This window comes from Pseudomonas sp. P8_241 (assembly GCF_034008315.1).
In the GTDB taxonomy this organism is placed as follows: Bacteria; Pseudomonadota; Gammaproteobacteria; order Pseudomonadales; family Pseudomonadaceae; genus Aquipseudomonas.
In genome coordinates this window covers 825831-842472 of the sequence record NZ_CP125377.1, presented here as the reverse complement: position 1 = coordinate 842472, position 16642 = coordinate 825831, and the positions used below count along the sequence as shown (strand labels likewise).

Sequence of the window (16642 nt, the reverse complement as noted above, 5' to 3'; positions counted from 1 at the left end):
AGGCGATGACCCCGGATGAATACCGGAGCGAAGGAACGCCGAGCCTAAGCGAGGGGCCGGACGCTCGGGGCGAGCGTTTTTTTGGTTACTTTTTTTAGGCGCTTGTAAAAAAAGTGACTCGCCGTAAGGGCGAAACCACAAGCCGCCGTAACCGCAAAAACGGATATGTCCCCAATCAACCCACAACATGGTCGGCCCAGAGGCCGCCAAGTCACCCCTTGACCAGATAAACAAGTGGCTGGGGAAACAGATTGTTCAGCGTCTCCAACAACCGCACGTGATAAATCGGCTTGCGAAACAAATCGAGCACCTGCAACGAGTTAGCGCAGACATTAAAATCCGCCTTTAGCAATAACAAGTAACCCACGCCTTGGCTACGGAGCAGCAGGAATCAAAGCCGTTGTGATAGTTGCAAAGAGAGTCTTGATCGAAGTGCCCACTCCGCTACTTAGCCCGGCAATTACCACGGCGACCATTGCTGCCACAATCGCATACTCAATACCCGAAGCTCCCTCGGTATCTTTCGCCAGCCCTTTATAAAAAGCGATTTCGGATTTGACCTTCTGAACAAGCTTGGAAAAAGACATGACATTCTCCTGGACGAAGGTAACCCAGCAGGTTGATCTGGGTGTCGACCAGGCCCTGCCATCCGGCGACACTCAGGTTAAGGTTGCCCCCGAGCATCTGCCCCAAAAGCAGGTTCAACGCTGCCGACTTGCTGGAGTCAACCACCAGCGCCGTACTGCCGATAGTCAGCATGGCCAGGGGTGGCAAGATGGCCGGTGCGCTGACGGCTGTCGCGCTGAGTTTGGTGGTCAGATTGACGGGGCCCGGGCTCATCAACGCATAGATGCCCGCCGCGAAACTGGTGGTTACCGTTTGGGTCACGATTACGCGAACCGCTTCTTTTTTGTTCGCATCGACCACGAAGGCGCGAAGGTTATTGGCCCCTGTCTGCAGCGAGCCGCAGGCGGTTTCCAGGGTCATGCCATCGTTGGTGTTGTATCCGTTTCGGGTGGCACTTTCGAGCGAGTAACCCGCAGCACTCATCCCCGGTGACAGGCAATCGCCATTGCGGCTGACCGCCTCGAGCGCCGCGACATCCGCCAACCGTTATATCTCGCGCTGCTCCAGATAAAGCCTGCCGCTATCGACCACCAACAGCATGGAGCCCAGGGCCATGGTCAAGGTCAAAGCGGCCATCAGGCCAAGCGCTCCCCGTTGCCGGGCCGGGCCGCGAAACTGCATACGGGGAGACATGGCGCACTCCTTTGCCGGCGCACTGCCGGGTGCTACCTCCATTGGTGAAAAGCAGTGTAGACAAGGGTGGTCGAGGCTGCTGGCAACTAGCCACTTAAGACAATGAAAAACCCCCTGCGAAACAGGGGGTCATGAAAGCGCCAACGTCAGGTTCTGCGCGGAGGATAATTGGCCAGAATCCGGGTGACCGTTTCATGGATGGCCGTACTGCGATCCGATGGATTCGGGCTGCCGCTGAGCATTTGCTCATCGCTGCCGCGCCACACCAGCTTGCCGTCCTTGCCATCGAGCAGGTCGATCTGGATGGTCGCGACCTTGTAAGAAACCAGGCGGGTTTCGTTGTACATCGGCGCGCCATAGTAGCCATACCATGGGTTACCCCATCCGCCACCGTAGTTGGTGGTCACCTGTTGCTGGCGTTCCTCGACAATCAGGTAGGCCTGCACATTCAAATCACCCTTGGCGCCCGAGGCTGCCGGGCGCAAGCCACGCTGATCCAGTTGATCGGTCACCGCCTCGCGCACGCGTTGCTCGGTCAGGTCACTCTTGATCCGTGGATCATCGGGACGATATTGCAGAGCGGGTTCTTTCCAGCTCCAGCTGTGATAAGCCGCGAAGTCACGGCTGGCATCATAGTCGTGATTAACCTGGTTGGCGGCGCAGGCACTGAGCAGCGCGGCCACTGCCAGTAAAGCTAAACGGCGGAACATGATGATTCTCCGGTGGAAGGCATGAACCTGCGAAATGCTTCTTATCTACAGAAGCTAACTGGGAGGATACGCTGACATGGCCTTTTCCACAGCCTCCCGAATGGCATCGGTGCGCTGACTTTCACTGCCACGGTTGCTGGTTTCGGCACTGGAACTCCAGACCGGTTGACCGCTCTGGGCGTCGTACATGTCCACCTGGACGACCACAACCTCTTCCGAATAGGTGCGGATGACTGGAACCGCGGTGTACGCACCGTAACTGTTGCCGTAGTGGTTGTAGCCGCCATAACCGCCGTAGTACGCACCACCGTAATAATCGTCCCGAGCCTGACGCAAACGCGTTTCCATGCGCAGGTCGGCGCTGACGAACAGGTCTGCCGGGCGATTATCGTGCAATGGGCGCAAACCGCGTTGATCCAGCGCATTGCTGACAGCTTCGGCGACTTGTGCCGAGTCCGCCCAGGCTGTGCCAGGAGGCAGATGCCCGTCGAGCCAGGCCCAGCTGCGATAGCGCCCATAGTCGCGGACCGGCGCCGGATAGGCACTGCGGTCAAAGGTTTTGGCGGCCTCGGGCGGCGCCGGCGGCAAGGGCTTGGAGGTGGCCACATATGGGTTGGTGCCCTGGCAAGCGGTCAGCGCCAGACAGATCACCAATAACCCTGAACGACTTTTCATTTCGAGCTCCGATCAGATCGGCCGACAGATCCAGTGCAAGTAACGCCCAAGCCCGGCAAAGCTCGGATGGCGACGGTGGGCCAGTTCCATTTCCAGCAAGTCCACCAACTCGGCGCGGGCCTGGAATTCCACCGGCATGTAATCGTGAAAAACCCGCACGCCACTCTGGATTTCGACCTGCCACAGACCTTCAAGTTGCGCCGCCAATTCGCGCGGATCAAGGGGCTGTTGCGGGGTCAGGCTCTGCTTTTCACCGGCCATGTCGTTCTTGCGCATCTTGCGGAAGTGGCCCTTGAGCAAGTTGCGGTAAATCAATGCATCGCGGTTGTAGAACGCGAGGGAAAGCCAACCGTCGGCCTTGGTCAACTGATGCAGCACCGGCAGAATCGCATGGGGTTCGGCCAGCCATTCCAGTACGGCGTGGCACAGCACCAGATCGTAAGGTTCGGTAAGTTGGCCGAGCAGGTCTTGCCACGGGGCCTGGATGAACGTCGCTGTCTGCCCCGCGTCTGCAAAACGCTGGCGAGCGCCGTCGAGCATCGGCTCGGCGGGTTCGGCAAGGGTTACCTGATGGCCGCGCTCGGCCAGCCACAACGACATGTGACCAAGGCCGGCACCGATGTCCAGCACGCGCAGCGGACGATCCGGCAGGGTTTCGGACAGGTCGGCCTGCAACACCGCCAGACGGATCGCACCTTTGGCACCGCCGTAGATTTTTTCAGCGAAACGGGTCGCCAACTGATCGAAGTGACGGTCGCTCATCAGCTGAACCTCCGTTCGCTGTCCGCCAGTTTGCTGCGCACCACTTGTTCCATGTCCAGGCCCAACTCACTGCACAACAACAGCAGATACAGAACGATATCGCCAACTTCCTGCCCGGCGTGGGCAAGCTTGTCTGCCGGCAACTGGCGGGACTGGTCTTCGCTCAGCCACTGGAAAATTTCCACCAGCTCGGACATTTCCACGCTAGCGGCCATGGCCAGGTTTTTCGGGCTGTGAAATTGCCGCCAGTCATTGCGGTCACGGATGGCGTGCAGGCGTTCGGTCAGTTCAACAAGGTTCATCGGGCTCTCCTGAAGGCGTATAGCTTCAGGGGGATGACCGAGGATGGCAAGTGACAACGGTTGAGTGTCACCTTTGTTTTTTTGTCGGAGGGACTGTGCAACGCTCTATGCTAGTGGGAACTCGGCAGCATGATCGACAGCCCAAGACTCAATTCTCTTTAATCAGGACGTGCACTCCATGCAGGTAGAAGGTTTTTCCGAATGGCTCGGCCAGGTACTTGGCTCGATCATCCGTTTCATCGTTGATGGCCTCAGCGGGCTGTTCAACCTGTTGAGCAATGCCAGCAGCAATTTTGTCGAAGGCTTGTCCGGGGCGCTGGGCATGGATACATCGGTTGTCAGCATCATCACCCTGATCCTCGGGCTGATTCTGCTGTGGTCGGCGATTCGCGCCTTTCTCAATGCATCGATCATCATGGGAATCATCTGGTTGATGCTGGGTCTGTGGTTGCTCAGCTGGATCATCCACTAGACCCTGCACAAGCGCCCTCGCCACAATTGATCGCAGTTTGCTCGCGATGTGTCGTTACAATGCCGGCTCCGCCGAGGAGCCTGCATGTCCAACCTGATCGCCGACTGGCGCGACCGCCCCACCCATCGCCGGGTCTGGGCGCTGGCCGCGCCGATGATTCTCTCGAATATTTCCGTTCCGCTGGTGGCGCTGGTCGACAGCACCGTCATCGGTCACCTGCCCCATGCCCATCAACTCGGCGCCGTGGCGGTGGGTGCCAGCCTGTACACCTTTCTCGCCTGGGCCATGGGTTTTCTGCGCATGGGCACTACCGGGTTCGCTGCTCAAGCCGCCGGGCGCGGGGATGGCGCGGCGTTGCGGCAGATTTTGTTGCAAGGGTTACTGCTGGCTATGGGGCTGGCGGTCGTATTAGGTGCAGTGGGTGTACCGTTGAGCGGGGCCGCATTGCACTTCATGCAACCGTCGGCCGAACTCGATCAACTGACTCGCGAGTTTTTCCACACTCGACTATTCGGACTGCCGGCCGCACTGGCCAGTTACGCGCTGGTCGGCTGGTTCCTCGGCACCCAGAATGCCCGGGCACCGTTGGCGATTCTGCTGAGCACCAACCTGGTCAATATTGCCCTGAACCTGTGGTTCGTCCTCGGCCTGGAATGGGGCGTGGTCGGGGCCGCACGAGCCTCGGTGATTGCCGAGTGGACCGGTGCCCTGATCGGTTTGCTGATGACCCGCAAAGCCTTGCGTGCCTACCCCGGGCATATCGTCTGGGCCGCGTTGGCGGTGTGGCAGAGCTGGCGGCCGCTGCTGGCGGTGAACCGCGACATTTTCATCCGTAGCCTGGCGCTGCAATCGGTGTTTTTCCTGATCACCGTGCAAGGTGCGCGACTGGGCGATGCCACGGTCGCCGCCAACGCCCTATTGCTTAATGGCCTGTTGCTGACCGCCCACGCCCTCGATGGCCTGGCCCATGCCGTGGAAGCCCTGTGCGGGCACGCCATCGGCGCCCGCGATCGCGATGCCCTGCGCCGTTCATTGGTGGTGGCGTGTGGCTGGTCCCTGCTGGCGAGCCTGGGTTTTGCGGTGTTCTTTCTGTTCGCCGGGCATCTCTTTATCGAAATGCAGACCGACATTCAAAGCGTGCGTGACACCGCGTTCGTCTATCTGCCCTATCTCGCCGCCCTGCCGTTGATTGCGGTCTGGAGTTACCTGCTCGATGGCCTGTTCATCGGCGCCACTCGTGCCCGGGAAATGCGCAACGGCATGCTGTTGACGGTGGCACTGGCGATCCCTTTCGGCGTGTGGCTGCAGGACTGGGGCAACCATGGCCTGTGGATTACCTTCCTGTTGTTCATGTTGCTGCGCAGCCTGACGCTTGGCGTGATTGCCTGGTATCTGCGGCGCGACGATGGCTGGTTCACTCGTGCCACTCACTGATCGCGCTGCCACAGGCGACGCAAATGATCGAGGCGTTCCTGCTGGGTCCGCCCCGTCAACGGCTGCACGGACACAGCGCCAGGATGCTGCAACCGTAACGTCAACCAGTCATCGAGCACCGCACGCTGGCTGAAGCCCAGCGCCAATCCTTCCTGTAATTTGGCCCACAGGTCGCGATATTCGATAGAGGTGGCTCGGCTCCAGCGCCACGCATACTGTTCAAGCAGGCAAGTCTGAAGTTTCCCCTGTTGTCCGGCGCTGAGGTCTTCTTCGATTGCCAGCGGCCTCACCGCCAACCCCGGATTGTGCAAACATTGCCAGCCTTCACACCCCATCGCGCGATCAGCCCAGGTTCCACCGAACCAGCGTATCTGACTGATCGGTCCCAGCCAGCGGCTCAGTTCGGCGGCATCACAGGCGTCGAAAAAGTAACTTGCCGTGTTCGGGTTGTAGTAACTCAGCATCGCCCGGTGCAGACCGAAAGTGACGGTCAGCATGCGTCGCAAGTGCGCCAGCAAACGTGCGACCGATACGTCACTGACCATCAATAATCCTCGCCAGCGCTGCCCATCGACGTCGCACAAATCAGTCAGAACCGGGCAACTCATCAGATCGACAAGTACCGGTCCGTGCGTTTTCTGCGCCTGCCATTCCGTGCCTTCGAACAACCAGAACCACCGTGCCTGGGCAAACACCTGTCGCAGAATCTCTGTGGCGGGTACCGCAGCCGATGTATCGAGCAACAACCATTGCGGCGGCGAGTCACGCGTGGATGGGGTGCCAATCATAGGCTGCCGCTCTGGCCAAGCCATGTCGCCGCGCGGCAACTGCAGAGCACCTGAGCACAATGATTGAAGCTGCCGCCACCGGGCAACAGGCACAACAACATCAGAGGTTCACCGCCATGCAACCATTGCTGCAGAACCTTCTCGCTCACGGCGTCCAGTGGCGGCACGCAAGCGTCCAATTCTTCGGTAGCTTGCGGCACATGCAGCACCCCGGTGATCAACGGCTGATCCGGATCTCCTTCGATGAAGCTCACGACCAACTCGGTCCCCTCGTGCAATGTCGCGCCGGTGCTGGATTGCAGTTGTGGGTCCAGCGCCAGCCAGCAGTGGCTGGACACCGCGCCCTCCCCTTGGTAGATCCAGTCAAATTGCACCGGCACCGGCCTTTCGGGATCAGGGGTCGGCTCATCGACTTCGACCACCCACGCGCGGTGCAGGCTATGCATCCGGGGTTTGGCGGCCGGACACGGCGGCTCGAATGGTGTCGCCCAGTGAAGTGCCCGGACCTGATTGTGATAAGGCGCCGCCATGTCCTGACTGCCATGATGATCGACACTCGTCAGCAACCAACGATGATTGCATTGCGTGACCGGGTGGCCGGCCAGCGGCATCAGCTGACCGCTGCGCAGGGTTGGCAGATCGGTACGACATTGCGCCAGTTGCACGGCAGACTGATCACTGCGCTGATGCTCGAACTGACGTACTGCGGGCGCCCCCCCCTCGGTCCTGAACATCGCGAACTCGCCCACGGGAAAATCCCTTGGGGCATCGCTGAACACCAGGCAATGCAGGTTGGCATGGTGCTCGAAACGGTAATGAATTCGCTCTTCGGCACACAGACGCTGACAAAATTGCAGATCCGACTCTCGGTACTGCGTGCAGAAATCCCGAGGTGGGTATTCACCACTCAATTCGAAACGCCGTGCCTTGCCGACTATGCCGTGTTCCTTGAGAACCTGGCCGAGTATCTCCGGCACCGTGCGGCCACTGAAGATCCGTTGGCTGACGCGCTGGGCGAGACAGGCCAGCCGCGGGCCCAGACGTGCCTGACAAAGCCTGACACCCCCACCGTGATCGCGCTGGACGATTTCCTGCAATTGTCCATGCACGCAACTTCCCACTGGCCCGAAATGCAAAGCGGCGGAACGGTACAACAGGCTGGCCAGGTCAAGCATCCGATCCGCGATCAGCAATTGAATGTCGAACACAAACGGTGCACTGATGGCTTCGCTACCGGTAAAGGCCAAAACCTCAAAGACATCGTGCAAACCTGCTACATCCAGACGAAATGAAGGCTCGCTGACTGGATTGAACATCGGTTTTTTTCTCTACAGGAGGGGCGGCCGGGGATTCTCGCCGAGAGGCATGGCCGAGTAGAGAGCTGAAATACAACTTAGGAAATGACCTACGCGAAAAGAGGACCAATAGCCTGATTCGCTGAGGACGTGGGAAATTTCTCGGAAAACTAGAGAGCCGCCTCACCAGGTCATCTGAAATTTCCGCAGCAAACGGTAAATTTTCAGACAACCTGATGAGCGTAGTGCTTACCTCAGGAAGACAGGTAAGACGAGCGGGTCAGCCCCAGGCGCAGGGCATCGAGGAACTGGGTGCGCTCGGAGGCACTGATGCGGGCACTGGCGCACTTGTCGCGGTAGTGGGTCATCAGTTCTTCCGGCGACAAGTGCACGTAACGCAGCATGTCTTCGATGGTGTCGTGGGTTTCGATGCCCGCGTGATACACGCTGCCATCGGCGTTCTGGTAGATGTTCACCGAGTCGGTGTCACCGAACAGGTTGTGCATGTCGCCGAGAATTTCCTGATACGCGCCGACCAGGAACACGCCCAGCAGGTAATCCTCGCCTTCGTTCAGGGCATGCACCGGCAGACTGGTTTCGATGCTCTGCTCGTCAACGTACTGGTTGATCTTGCCGTCGGAGTCGCAGGTCAGGTCTTGCAGCACTGCACGACGCAATGGTTCTTCGTCGAGGCGGTGCAGCGGGATGATCGGCAGCACCTGATCGATGGCCCAGGTGTCCGGCAAGCTCTGAAACACCGAGAAGTTGCAGATGTACTTGTCGGCCAGCTTGTCGTTGAGTTCGTCCAGCACCTGACGGTGGGAACGCTGACGCGCCTTCAACGAGTTGTGCAGTCGACGGCATACGGCGAAGTAGCACTGCTCGGCCAGGGCTTTCTCGGCCAGGGTCAGCTTGCCGTCGGCATACTGGGAGGCAACATCGCTCATGTAGTGCGTGGCGCGCCAGTAGGTTTCGGTGACCATCTCGATGTCGGTCGGACCCAGCAGGTCCACCAGCCACTGCACGGTTTCCGGCAACGCTTCCTTGTTCTCGATCTGCGGCACGTCGTCGTTGTGTTTCTCGACGTCGGTCACCTGGATCACCAGCATCGCGTGGTGCGCGGTCAGGGAACGGCCGCTTTCGGAGAAGATGTTCGGGTGCGGCAGGCTCTGTGCATCGCAGAACTCTTTGAGCATCCCGACCACGACACCGGCGTAATCGTCCATGTCGTAGTTGATCGAACTGGCGTTACGCGAATGCGTACCGTCGTAGTCCACGCCCAGGCCGCCGCCCACGTCGATGTGATCCACTGGCAGGCCAAGGTTGCGCAGCTCGCCGTAGTAACGGATCGCTTCCTTGAAACCGTGCTGGTAGTCCGCCAGGTTGGCGATCTGCGAACCCATGTGGAAGTGCAGCAGGCGAATGCCCTGGTCCAGACCGGCAGCGCGGAAACGCTCAACCACCGACAACAGTTGCGCCGCCGACAGACCGAACTTGGATTTTTCACCACCGGTGTCCGCCCACTTGCTCGAGGCCAGCGACGACAGACGCACGCGCAGACCCACTTGAGGCTTGACCTTCAGCGAGGCCGCTTCTTCGATCACCAGGCCGACTTCGGACTCTTTCTCGATCACGATGAAGACGTTGTGGCCCAGCTTCTGCCCCATCAGCGCCAGCCGAATGAACTCACGGTCCTTGTAACCGTTGCAGACGATGGTGCCGCCCTTCGGAGCCAGTGCCAGCACCGCCAGCAACTCAGGCTTGGAGCCGGCTTCCAGACCGATGGAGACGTTCTGGGTGGCGATGATGTTTTCAATCACCGCTTCCTGCTGGTTCACCTTGATCGGGTACAGCGCGGTGTACTTGCTCTGGTACTCCAGACGCTCGATGTTCGCGTCGAATGCGCCCGTCAACTGACGCACGCGGTCTTGCAGAATGTCAGGGAAGCGCACCAGCAACGGCAGGGACAGGCCGCTTTTGCGCAGTTGGTCGACTTGCTCGAACAGATCGATTGGCGAACTGCTCGGACCGTTCGGACGAACTTCGACGCGACCGGCGTCATTGATCGCGAAATACCCGGCCCCCCAATGGCGAATCCCGTAAACACTGCGGCTGTCCGCAACTGTCCATTGGCTGCCATCGTCTTTGCGTGTGCGTCGTACGGACATCGAAGTCCCCTATAAAGAAGTCATAGTGCGTCGCCTGGGTTCAGGCCGGCGCAGTCTAAAGAATGAAAATGACGGTTCGTCAACGAGGCAATAGACCCCGCCGACCGCAGTGAGTTTAGATACCGGTCAGAACAGGCTCTGTGAAAACCATGTAGACGATGCCGGGCCTGATGTCATCAGGACCGGATCAAGCCGAGGGTGGTTTTCACAGAGGCTGCTAGCCGCCGGACTTCTTTGCCTTGAAACCGTGCTTGATCAGTTCAGCCAAGAGTAGCTCGACATGATCGCCCTGGATTTCGATGATCCCGTCTTTCAACGCCCCACCGGTCCCACAGCGTTTCTTCAACGTCGTGGCCAGTTCCTTGAGCGCGTCTTCAGCCAACGGCACGCCGGTGATGGTGGTCACCGTCTTGCCGCCACGGCCCTTGCTTTCGCGACGCACGCGAGCGATGCCGTCGCCGGCCGGGATAACGGTCTGTTTGCAGATACAGGCGTCCACCGGTTTACTGCATTCCGGGCAATGACGACCTGCGTCGGTGGAAAATACCAAGCCACCCAGGGCGGCGAAGGATGCGGCTTTTTTGGCCACCGGCAATCCTCTTTGGAGGACAAAGACTGGTCGCAGCACCTGGGCAGGGCTATCGACCGCGAAGCCCCACTCAGGCAGGGGCAGCGCTACTGAAACGGTACGACATTCATTTCACTGTAGGAGCGAGCTTGCTCCTACAGCAACAACAAGCAATACCGGTTCAGCTTGAAAAGGTCGCGCAGTGTAACGGCAAAAACGCCGATTGCTAAGAGCCAATCGGCGCCAATTTATAGCGGTTTTGCGACGTTGCTTTGTTGAGCCTTCAGATAGCGCTTCAACGCAGCCAAAGAGTCCGGGCAATAAGGCTTCTGCTCGATTTCCAGCATGACCTGATCGACGGGAATAAAGCGCGCTTCGAGCACCTCTTCCGGCTGCAGTATCAACGGCCCGTCCCAGACCGCCGAAAAGGCCGAGCACCAGAGACGATTGCCGGTGTCTTCAAAGAAAAAGTGGTCATGGGCGATCAGCTCTACGCCACTGACGCCCAACTCTTCTTCAAGCTCCCTGGCCGCCGATTCGGCGTAGGTTTCACTGGCCAGCACCATTCCACCCGCCGCCACGTCCCAATAACCGGGGTAAATCGCCTTGCTCAGCGTGCGCCGATGCACACACAGTTCACCGGCAGAGTTGAACAACATAATGTAGGTGCCGCGCCCGATCAGCCCGCGCTCGCGCAAATCGGAACGGACCAGGGCGCCGAGCAGGTTGTCCTGCTCGTCGACCCAGGCAATTTGCTCGGCATCCGAGGCCGCACGGTGCGCGGCCTCTCGCAGGTTATCGATAGAGCTATCGACCATGACTCAGCCCTGATTGAGCAGTTGACGCAAATCGATCACCGCCGCATTGGCCCGGGAAATGTAGTTGGCCATGACCAGCGAGTGGTTGGCCAGCACGCCGAAGCCGCTCCCGTTGAGAATCATCGGACTCCACACCGGCTCCTGCGACGCTTCCAGTTCACGAATGATCTGGCGCACGCTGACAGTGGCGTTCTTCTTGGCCAGTACATCGGCGAAGTCGACTTCGATGGCGCGCAGCAGGTGAGACAAAGCCCACGCCTGACCCCGGGCTTCGTAGAACACGTTGTCGATCTGCATCCACGGCGTCTCGACGATTTCTTCGTCGACCTGCGGCACTTCACCCGGCGCCACGACTTCGGTTTTCAAAGCAGTGTTGAGCTTGACCCGACCAACGCTGGCCGACAGCCGTTGCGACAGCGAACCCAGTCGGGTCCCGACATCACCCAGCCAGTTGTTGAGGTTGTCGGCGCGGGCGTAGAACAGCGCGCTTTTCTGGTTCGGGTCGGACAGGCGCGCCTGATAACGGCTCAGGGAGTTGATCCCTTCCTGGTATTCGGACTCACTGGATGGCAGCACCCAGCTTTTATTGTCGAAGTTGAAACGCGGCTCGGCCTTGGCCAGGTCGGCGTCCTCGGCGGACTGAGACTGCGAACGGGCGAAGTCTTTGCGCAACGCACGGCTCAGGTCACGGACCTGCACCAGCACGCCGTATTCCCAGCTCGGCATGTTGTCCATCCACAGGCCTGGCGGGAAACGGTCGTTGGAAATGTAACCGCCCGGCTTGGTCAGCAAAGTGCCCGCGACGGTCTTGAGCGTTTCGACCGTGGTGTAGCCGACGACCATCTGCTTGCCTTCTTTTTCAGCGGCTTGCTGGGCCGTTTGCTGAACAGGGAACAGCGCGGGCTCCTGGCTCCAGTACCATCCCAGAACACTCGCCACCAGCAAGTAGAGTCCGATCAGAGTGGCCAGCGCACGGCTGAACAACAGACCGCCCAAATAAGTGCGGGTGGCCGACTTGGGCTCAGCGGCACGTTCAGGCGCACTGCCTGCGCGGTTCTTCCAGTCCAGCATGGCGATATCCTTTCAATCACTTGAGTTCACGGTTCGACCACAACCATACAACAACGTGCCTTCGCCCGGCACGCACGCATTGCATTGATCGCAGAAATTGCCGCACGCAGGACCAAAAACCTGCGACCCGAAAAAAACACCCATGCACCACCGAAATACGCCTATTGGTCTGGATGACGCCCCTAGGGGAATCCCTGATCCTTTTGCCGCACAAAAACGACCCGGTCAAAGAGATCAAATACACGAATCATCGCACCTGCACTGGAATTGGTCGGACCGGCGACAAAGGCCCACAGACAACGCTCACGGCCGCTCCGGCCAGACTTGCGGAGCAAAAAAATGACTGTCTGGTCACGAACTGAATGAGGTGCCCTTGCAGATTATTGATGTACCGCTCTCATGTAGCCGGAAAGTGGTGCTAGCATAGAGCCACCACTCGACCTCAGCTTGCACCCTAACCAGTAGTCAGGATATGACCGAGCCAGAAGAGCCCAGCCGCGAGCGCCTCAAGCACCACTTTGCCCAGCGGGTAATTCATCAGGCACGTCAGATCCTTGAGATATGGCAACGCCTGCAACGCAGCGAGTGGTCCACTGCCGACCTTTCGGAGTTGAGCGAGGCCAACTTGCGGCTGTTGCGATTTGCCGAGCGTTTCGAACAACCGGAACACTCGCAGCTGGCACGCCATATCGGCAAATCGCTGGAGGCCGTTGACGCCAATCGCGGGCGCCTGAGCAGCGGCCTGATCACTGATCTCAATCGCTTGATGCAGCGCCTGTCGCGTACCGGTCTGCGCCATGGCGATCAGCTCGATCAGACCTTCCTGCCACCGCTGCGCAAGCCGATCTACGTGATGTTGCAGGATCACGACCGTGCCGAGCGCCTGGCCAAGCAACTGGAGTTTTTCGGGCTCAGCGCCCAATCCCTGGAAAGCGTAGCCGCGTTTCGCTCCTCTATGGTCGAGCGGCTGCCAGCGGCGATTGTCATGGACGTTGACTTCAGTGGTCCCGGCGTTGGCCTGAAACTGGCCGCAGAAGCCCAGGAAGGCCTGGATCATCAACTGCCGCTACTGTTCTTCAGCCTGCACGAAACCGATACGCCGACCCGCCTCGCCGCCGTGCGTGCCGGTGGTCAGGAATTCCTCACCGGCACCCTCGAAGCGTCGAGCCTGCTGGAGAAAATCGAAGTCCTGACCTGCGTTGCCCAGTACGAACCTTACAAAGTGCTGATCATCGACGACTCCCGCGCCCAGGCTTTGCACACCGAACGTCTGCTCAACAGCGCCGGGATCGTCACCCGGACCTTGATCGAACCGATCCAGGCCATGGCCGAACTGGCGGACTTTCAACCCGATCTGATTATCCTCGACATGTACATGCCGGCCTGCACTGGCACGGAACTGGCCAAGGTAATCCGCCACAACGACCGCTATGTCAGCGTACCGATCATTTACCTGTCCGCCGAAGACGATCTGGACAAGCAGCTTGACGCAATGAGCGAGGGCGGCGATGACTTCCTGACCAAACCGATCAAGCCGCGGCACCTGATCACCACCGTGCGCAACCGTGCGGCCCGGGCGCGCAATCTCAAGGCGCGGATGGTCCGCGACAGCCTCACCGGCCTGTACAACCACACCCACATTCTGCAATTGCTTGAAGACTGCTCGTTTCGAGCTCGTCGCGAGCAAAAGCCGCTGAGCTTTGCCATGCTCGATATCGACCACTTCAAACGGGTCAATGACAGCCACGGTCATCCCATGGGGGACCGCGTGATCAAGAGCCTGGCGCTGTTTCTCAAGCAGCGCCTGCGCAAAACCGACTTCATCGGCCGATACGGTGGTGAGGAGTTCGCGATTGTGATGCCGGACACCGACATCGAGGCGGCCCACAACGTGCTCAACGAAATCCGCCAGCGTTTTGCCGAAATTCATTACCCGGCGCAACCCCAGGACCTCTGGTGCACATTCAGTGCCGGGGTGGTCCAGATGTGCGAAAACTCCGACAGTCTGACGATGGCCAGTCAGGCGGACGAGGCGCTCTACCACGCCAAAAATGCCGGACGCAACCGCGTACAGGCTGCTCCGGCGTCAAAGCAAAGTGCCACTTTTTTATCGGATTCGACCGATACGGTCATAACTCTGTAATAGAAACGCAATAACTTCAGGCGCTTACCGTTTTTGCCGTTGGTAGTCCCGAAATGCGCCTGAAGCTGCTGACCAATCTCAATACCCTCCTGTTGGTGGCCGTCTGCGTGGCCCTCGGCATCACGCTGTGGTGGTCGCAAAAAGCCCTTGAGCGCCCGTATTTGTTGATGGAGCGCTACCTGGGCCTTTCCCGGTCATTTCAAAATGAAGTGGTGCGCAGCGTTGAAGACTATCTCGCAAGCGGCGATGCCCTACGCCTGAGCAGTGCCAGCCAGGCCATCGACCGCCTGCAAAAGGAGCTCGGCGAATTACCGCCGGCACTGGAGCAGACCTTGCGCCCCAGCCTCTCAAACTTGAGTGAGTTCAGCAAAACCGAGCTGCTGGCGGCCGGCAAACTCGCCGGCGATCCGCAGGCGCTATTACTGCAAGCCGAACGGGAACTCGGCGCCAGCCTTGATCAACTCAACCAGTACGCCAGCGGCAACGCGGCCTATCTGGCGCCACTGCTCATCGCCTCGCAACATCTGGCCAAACTGTCGCTTGCCCGGGACAAGCTGGTCAGCAGCGGTCGCAGCGAATTGGCCGCCGATGTCGAACGAGAAGTCGCCAACATTCGCGCCCAAGCGGAAAAACTCGACGCCCTGCCGTTGCTCGGCGTGACCGCCAGCAGCGAATCGAGCACCGATGATTTCGCTTCGATGATGGGTCTGGAGAACACTGAAAAGGCCGCAGCCGAAGATGCCGGCGTTGGGCTCAAACGCGAACTCAACAGTCTGCTCAGCCGTTACCCGGCCGAACTCGCGCGCACCCGCGATCAAATCCGCAAACGCGCCGACCTCAGTACGGCGACGCACCTGAAAATCTCCTACGTGCAGCAGGCCATCGCCGGACTGGAGCCCGTGGTGCGTGCCCAGCACGGGCAGATCCAGAGTGAAGTGCGACTCATGCAAGGGATAATGATCGGTCTGATCTTGCTGATCGCCCTGCTGATCGACACGTTGCAACGCAAGCTCGCCCGGACCCTCACCAACCTTGCTCCGGCTCTGTCGACCTGGGCTGAAGGCGACTTCAGCCGGGATATCCAACTGGGCAACAGCAACCGCGAATTGCATGACATTGAAGCGTCTCTCAATCGCCTGCGTGCCTATCTGGTGGACCTGGTGGGAACGATTCGCCGCAATGCCGAGCTGGTGGCCGGCAGCAGCCGGACGCTGGCCGACCTCAGCAATGACCTGCATGACGGGGCGGAACATCAGGCCGGTGATACGGCGCTGATTCGTGATTCACTCAGCGAACTGGAGGCCACCATTCAACAAGTGGCCGGCGACGCCAGCCAGGCCGCCGACGCCAGCCGTCACGCGGGGCTGGCGGTCGAGCATGGGCAGAAAGTCATTGGCTTGAGTCTTACTGGCCTGCATGCGTTGGTGGGCGAAGTGCAAGGCAATGCGCAAATGATTGAGCACCTGGCCGAGGAGTCCGCCACGATCGGCGGCGTATTGACGGTCATTCGCTCGATTGCCGAGCAGACCAACCTGCTGGCGCTCAACGCCGCCATTGAAGCGGCTCGCGCCGGAGAAATGGGCCGAGGGTTTGCCGTGGTCGCGGAAGAGGTTCGGTCACTGGCGCAACGCACTGCCGGGGCCACAGCCGAGATCCAGACCTTGATCGCCGGCCTGCAAACCGCCGCGCGGCAGTCGGTAGTGGGCATGCGCGCCCAGGTCGAACACGCTGAAGCCACCGCCAGCCAGGCTCAAGCAGCCGATGGCGCGCTGGATAAAATCGTCGCGGCGATCCAGACCATTTCCGACACGGCGGTACGCATCGCCGATATCACCGCCCAGCAAAGCGGCGCTGTCAGCGAGATACGCGATCACAGCGAGCGAATTCACCAGCTGGGTGGGGATAACTTGCTGCGCATTGGCGAAGGGCGTGAGCAGGGAGAGAACCTGCTGGTACTGGGTGGGCGCCTGCATACTGCCGTTCAGGCTTTTCGCGTCTGACAGACCGCCTTCGCAAGCAGGCTCGCTCCTGCATGTGTTTTGTGAACTGTAGGAGCTGCCGAAGGCTGCGATCTTTTGACCTTGCAGTTGAGAGGCAAAATCAAAAGATCGAAGCCTTGGGCAGCTCCTGTTTCGATGCGACCCTAATCTCTCAGCTATCATCCCCCCAATTCCGA

At 59.6% G+C, this 16642-nt stretch carries 17 protein-coding genes and 1 pseudogene; 4 read left to right on the top strand and 14 right to left on the bottom strand.

Features of this window, described 5'->3' with window-relative positions:
• Positions 1 to 211: 211 nt before the first annotated feature.
• The 8 genes and pseudogenes from QMK58_RS03730 to QMK58_RS03695 form a co-directional block, all read right to left on the bottom strand.
• A pseudogene (locus QMK58_RS03730) lies at positions 212 to 316 on the bottom strand (response regulator); the annotation flags it as partial.
• A gap of 58 nt (positions 317 to 374) precedes the next feature.
• Positions 375 to 587 carry a Flp family type IVb pilin gene (locus QMK58_RS03725; protein ID WP_082344400.1) on the bottom strand — a complete coding sequence of 71 codons (213 nt, stop codon included), beginning with the start codon at positions 585 to 587 and terminating at the stop codon, positions 375 to 377.
• Complete coding sequence (locus tag QMK58_RS03720; RefSeq protein WP_320395883.1) at positions 535 to 1110, bottom strand: TadG family pilus assembly protein; 576 nt, start codon at positions 1108 to 1110, stop codon at positions 535 to 537. The genes QMK58_RS03725 and QMK58_RS03720 overlap by 53 nt, the downstream gene beginning before the upstream one ends.
• 3 nt (positions 1111 to 1113) lie before the next feature.
• Positions 1114 to 1260, bottom strand: coding sequence for a hypothetical protein (locus QMK58_RS03715; RefSeq protein WP_320395882.1), 147 nt, complete (start codon positions 1258 to 1260; stop codon positions 1114 to 1116).
• Positions 1261 to 1406: 146 nt separating this feature from the next.
• A complete protein-coding gene (locus QMK58_RS03710; RefSeq protein ID WP_053153974.1) occupies positions 1407 to 1970 on the bottom strand; it encodes a DUF4136 domain-containing protein in 564 nt (187 codons plus the stop codon).
• Positions 1971 to 2024: 54 nt separating this feature from the next.
• Positions 2025 to 2645 carry a DUF4136 domain-containing protein gene (locus QMK58_RS03705; RefSeq protein ID WP_053153971.1) on the bottom strand — a complete coding sequence of 207 codons (621 nt, stop codon included), beginning with the start codon at positions 2643 to 2645 and terminating at the stop codon, positions 2025 to 2027.
• Positions 2646 to 2657: 12 nt separating this feature from the next.
• Positions 2658 to 3407, bottom strand: coding sequence for a methyltransferase (locus tag QMK58_RS03700; RefSeq protein ID WP_053153968.1), 750 nt, complete (start codon positions 3405 to 3407; stop codon positions 2658 to 2660).
• Positions 3407 to 3709 (bottom strand): MazG-like family protein, encoded by a 303-nt coding sequence (locus QMK58_RS03695; protein WP_053153965.1) that lies wholly within the window; start codon positions 3707 to 3709, stop codon positions 3407 to 3409. Before QMK58_RS03695 ends, QMK58_RS03700 begins: the two co-directional genes overlap by 1 nt.
• 178 nt (positions 3710 to 3887) lie before the next feature.
• Here QMK58_RS03695 and QMK58_RS03690 point away from each other — a divergent pair, with 178 nt between their 5' ends.
• Positions 3888 to 4181, top strand: a complete 294-nt coding sequence (locus tag QMK58_RS03690) for a hypothetical protein (RefSeq protein ID WP_053153962.1) — start codon at positions 3888 to 3890, stop codon at positions 4179 to 4181.
• 84 nt (positions 4182 to 4265) lie between these two features.
• The gene (locus QMK58_RS03685) at positions 4266 to 5615 is read left to right on the top strand and encodes an MATE family efflux transporter (RefSeq protein ID WP_053153959.1); all 1350 of its coding nucleotides are present in this window, start codon (positions 4266 to 4268) and stop codon (positions 5613 to 5615) included.
• Here QMK58_RS03685 and QMK58_RS03680 read toward each other — a convergent pair.
• The 6 genes from QMK58_RS03680 to QMK58_RS03655 form a co-directional block, all read right to left on the bottom strand.
• Positions 5609 to 6403 carry a DUF4123 domain-containing protein gene (locus QMK58_RS03680; RefSeq protein ID WP_320395881.1) on the bottom strand — a complete coding sequence of 265 codons (795 nt, stop codon included), beginning with the start codon at positions 6401 to 6403 and terminating at the stop codon, positions 5609 to 5611. The two genes, QMK58_RS03685 and QMK58_RS03680, sit on opposite strands and share 7 nt — an antisense overlap.
• Positions 6400 to 7719 carry a type VI secretion system Vgr family protein gene (locus tag QMK58_RS03675; RefSeq protein ID WP_053153952.1) on the bottom strand — a complete coding sequence of 440 codons (1320 nt, stop codon included), beginning with the start codon at positions 7717 to 7719 and terminating at the stop codon, positions 6400 to 6402. Before QMK58_RS03675 ends, QMK58_RS03680 begins: the two co-directional genes overlap by 4 nt.
• A gap of 233 nt (positions 7720 to 7952) precedes the next feature.
• Positions 7953 to 9866: an arginine decarboxylase gene (speA, locus tag QMK58_RS03670; protein ID WP_053153949.1), complete on the bottom strand. Its 1914-nt coding sequence runs from the start codon at positions 9864 to 9866 to the stop codon at positions 7953 to 7955.
• Positions 9867 to 10083: 217 nt separating this feature from the next.
• Positions 10084 to 10455, bottom strand: a complete 372-nt coding sequence (locus QMK58_RS03665) for a translation initiation factor Sui1 (RefSeq protein WP_007914613.1) — start codon at positions 10453 to 10455, stop codon at positions 10084 to 10086.
• A 227-nt stretch (positions 10456 to 10682) separates the two neighbouring features.
• The gene (locus QMK58_RS03660; RefSeq protein WP_053153946.1) at positions 10683 to 11252 is read right to left on the bottom strand and encodes an NUDIX hydrolase; all 570 of its coding nucleotides are present in this window, start codon (positions 11250 to 11252) and stop codon (positions 10683 to 10685) included.
• A 3-nt stretch (positions 11253 to 11255) separates the two neighbouring features.
• Complete coding sequence (locus QMK58_RS03655) at positions 11256 to 12323, bottom strand: DUF2333 family protein (RefSeq protein ID WP_053153944.1); 1068 nt, start codon at positions 12321 to 12323, stop codon at positions 11256 to 11258.
• 472 nt (positions 12324 to 12795) lie between these two features.
• Here QMK58_RS03655 and gcbA point away from each other — a divergent pair, with 472 nt between their 5' ends.
• Both gcbA and QMK58_RS03645 read left to right on the top strand, forming a co-directional pair.
• Positions 12796 to 14466, top strand: coding sequence for a diguanylate cyclase GcbA (gcbA, locus tag QMK58_RS03650; protein ID WP_053153939.1), 1671 nt, complete (start codon positions 12796 to 12798; stop codon positions 14464 to 14466).
• A 53-nt stretch (positions 14467 to 14519) separates the two neighbouring features.
• Entirely contained in the window at positions 14520 to 16466 is a 1947-nt protein-coding gene (locus QMK58_RS03645) for a methyl-accepting chemotaxis protein (RefSeq protein ID WP_320395880.1), read from the top strand.
• Positions 16467 to 16642: the final 176 nt, after the last annotated feature.

Bases quoted from the DNA above. Each gene is read 5' to 3' on its own strand.
- QMK58_RS03690 (WP_053153962.1), top strand. From the start codon at position 3,888: ATGCAGGTAGAAGGTTTTTCCGAATGGCTCGGCCAGGTACTTGGCTCG.
- QMK58_RS03675 (WP_053153952.1), bottom strand. From the start codon at position 7,719: ATGTTCAATCCAGTCAGCGAGCCTTCATTTCGTCTGGATGTAGCAGGT.
- speA (WP_053153949.1), bottom strand. From the start codon at position 9,866: ATGTCCGTACGACGCACACGCAAAGACGATGGCAGCCAATGGACAGTT.
- QMK58_RS03685 (WP_053153959.1), top strand. From the start codon at position 4,266: ATGTCCAACCTGATCGCCGACTGGCGCGACCGCCCCACCCATCGCCGG.
- QMK58_RS03655 (WP_053153944.1), bottom strand. From the start codon at position 12,323: ATGCTGGACTGGAAGAACCGCGCAGGCAGTGCGCCTGAACGTGCCGCT.
- QMK58_RS03695 (WP_053153965.1), bottom strand. From the start codon at position 3,709: ATGAACCTTGTTGAACTGACCGAACGCCTGCACGCCATCCGTGACCGC.
- QMK58_RS03725 (WP_082344400.1), bottom strand. From the start codon at position 587: ATGTCTTTTTCCAAGCTTGTTCAGAAGGTCAAATCCGAAATCGCTTTT.
- gcbA (WP_053153939.1), top strand. From the start codon at position 12,796: ATGACCGAGCCAGAAGAGCCCAGCCGCGAGCGCCTCAAGCACCACTTT.
- QMK58_RS03715 (WP_320395882.1), bottom strand. From the start codon at position 1,260: ATGTCTCCCCGTATGCAGTTTCGCGGCCCGGCCCGGCAACGGGGAGCG.
- QMK58_RS03680 (WP_320395881.1), bottom strand. From the start codon at position 6,403: ATGATTGGCACCCCATCCACGCGTGACTCGCCGCCGCAATGGTTGTTG.
- QMK58_RS03700 (WP_053153968.1), bottom strand. From the start codon at position 3,407: ATGAGCGACCGTCACTTCGATCAGTTGGCGACCCGTTTCGCTGAAAAA.
- QMK58_RS03645 (WP_320395880.1), top strand. From the start codon at position 14,520: ATGCGCCTGAAGCTGCTGACCAATCTCAATACCCTCCTGTTGGTGGCC.
- QMK58_RS03710 (WP_053153974.1), bottom strand. From the start codon at position 1,970: ATGTTCCGCCGTTTAGCTTTACTGGCAGTGGCCGCGCTGCTCAGTGCC.
- QMK58_RS03705 (WP_053153971.1), bottom strand. From the start codon at position 2,645: ATGAAAAGTCGTTCAGGGTTATTGGTGATCTGTCTGGCGCTGACCGCT.
- QMK58_RS03660 (WP_053153946.1), bottom strand. From the start codon at position 11,252: ATGGTCGATAGCTCTATCGATAACCTGCGAGAGGCCGCGCACCGTGCG.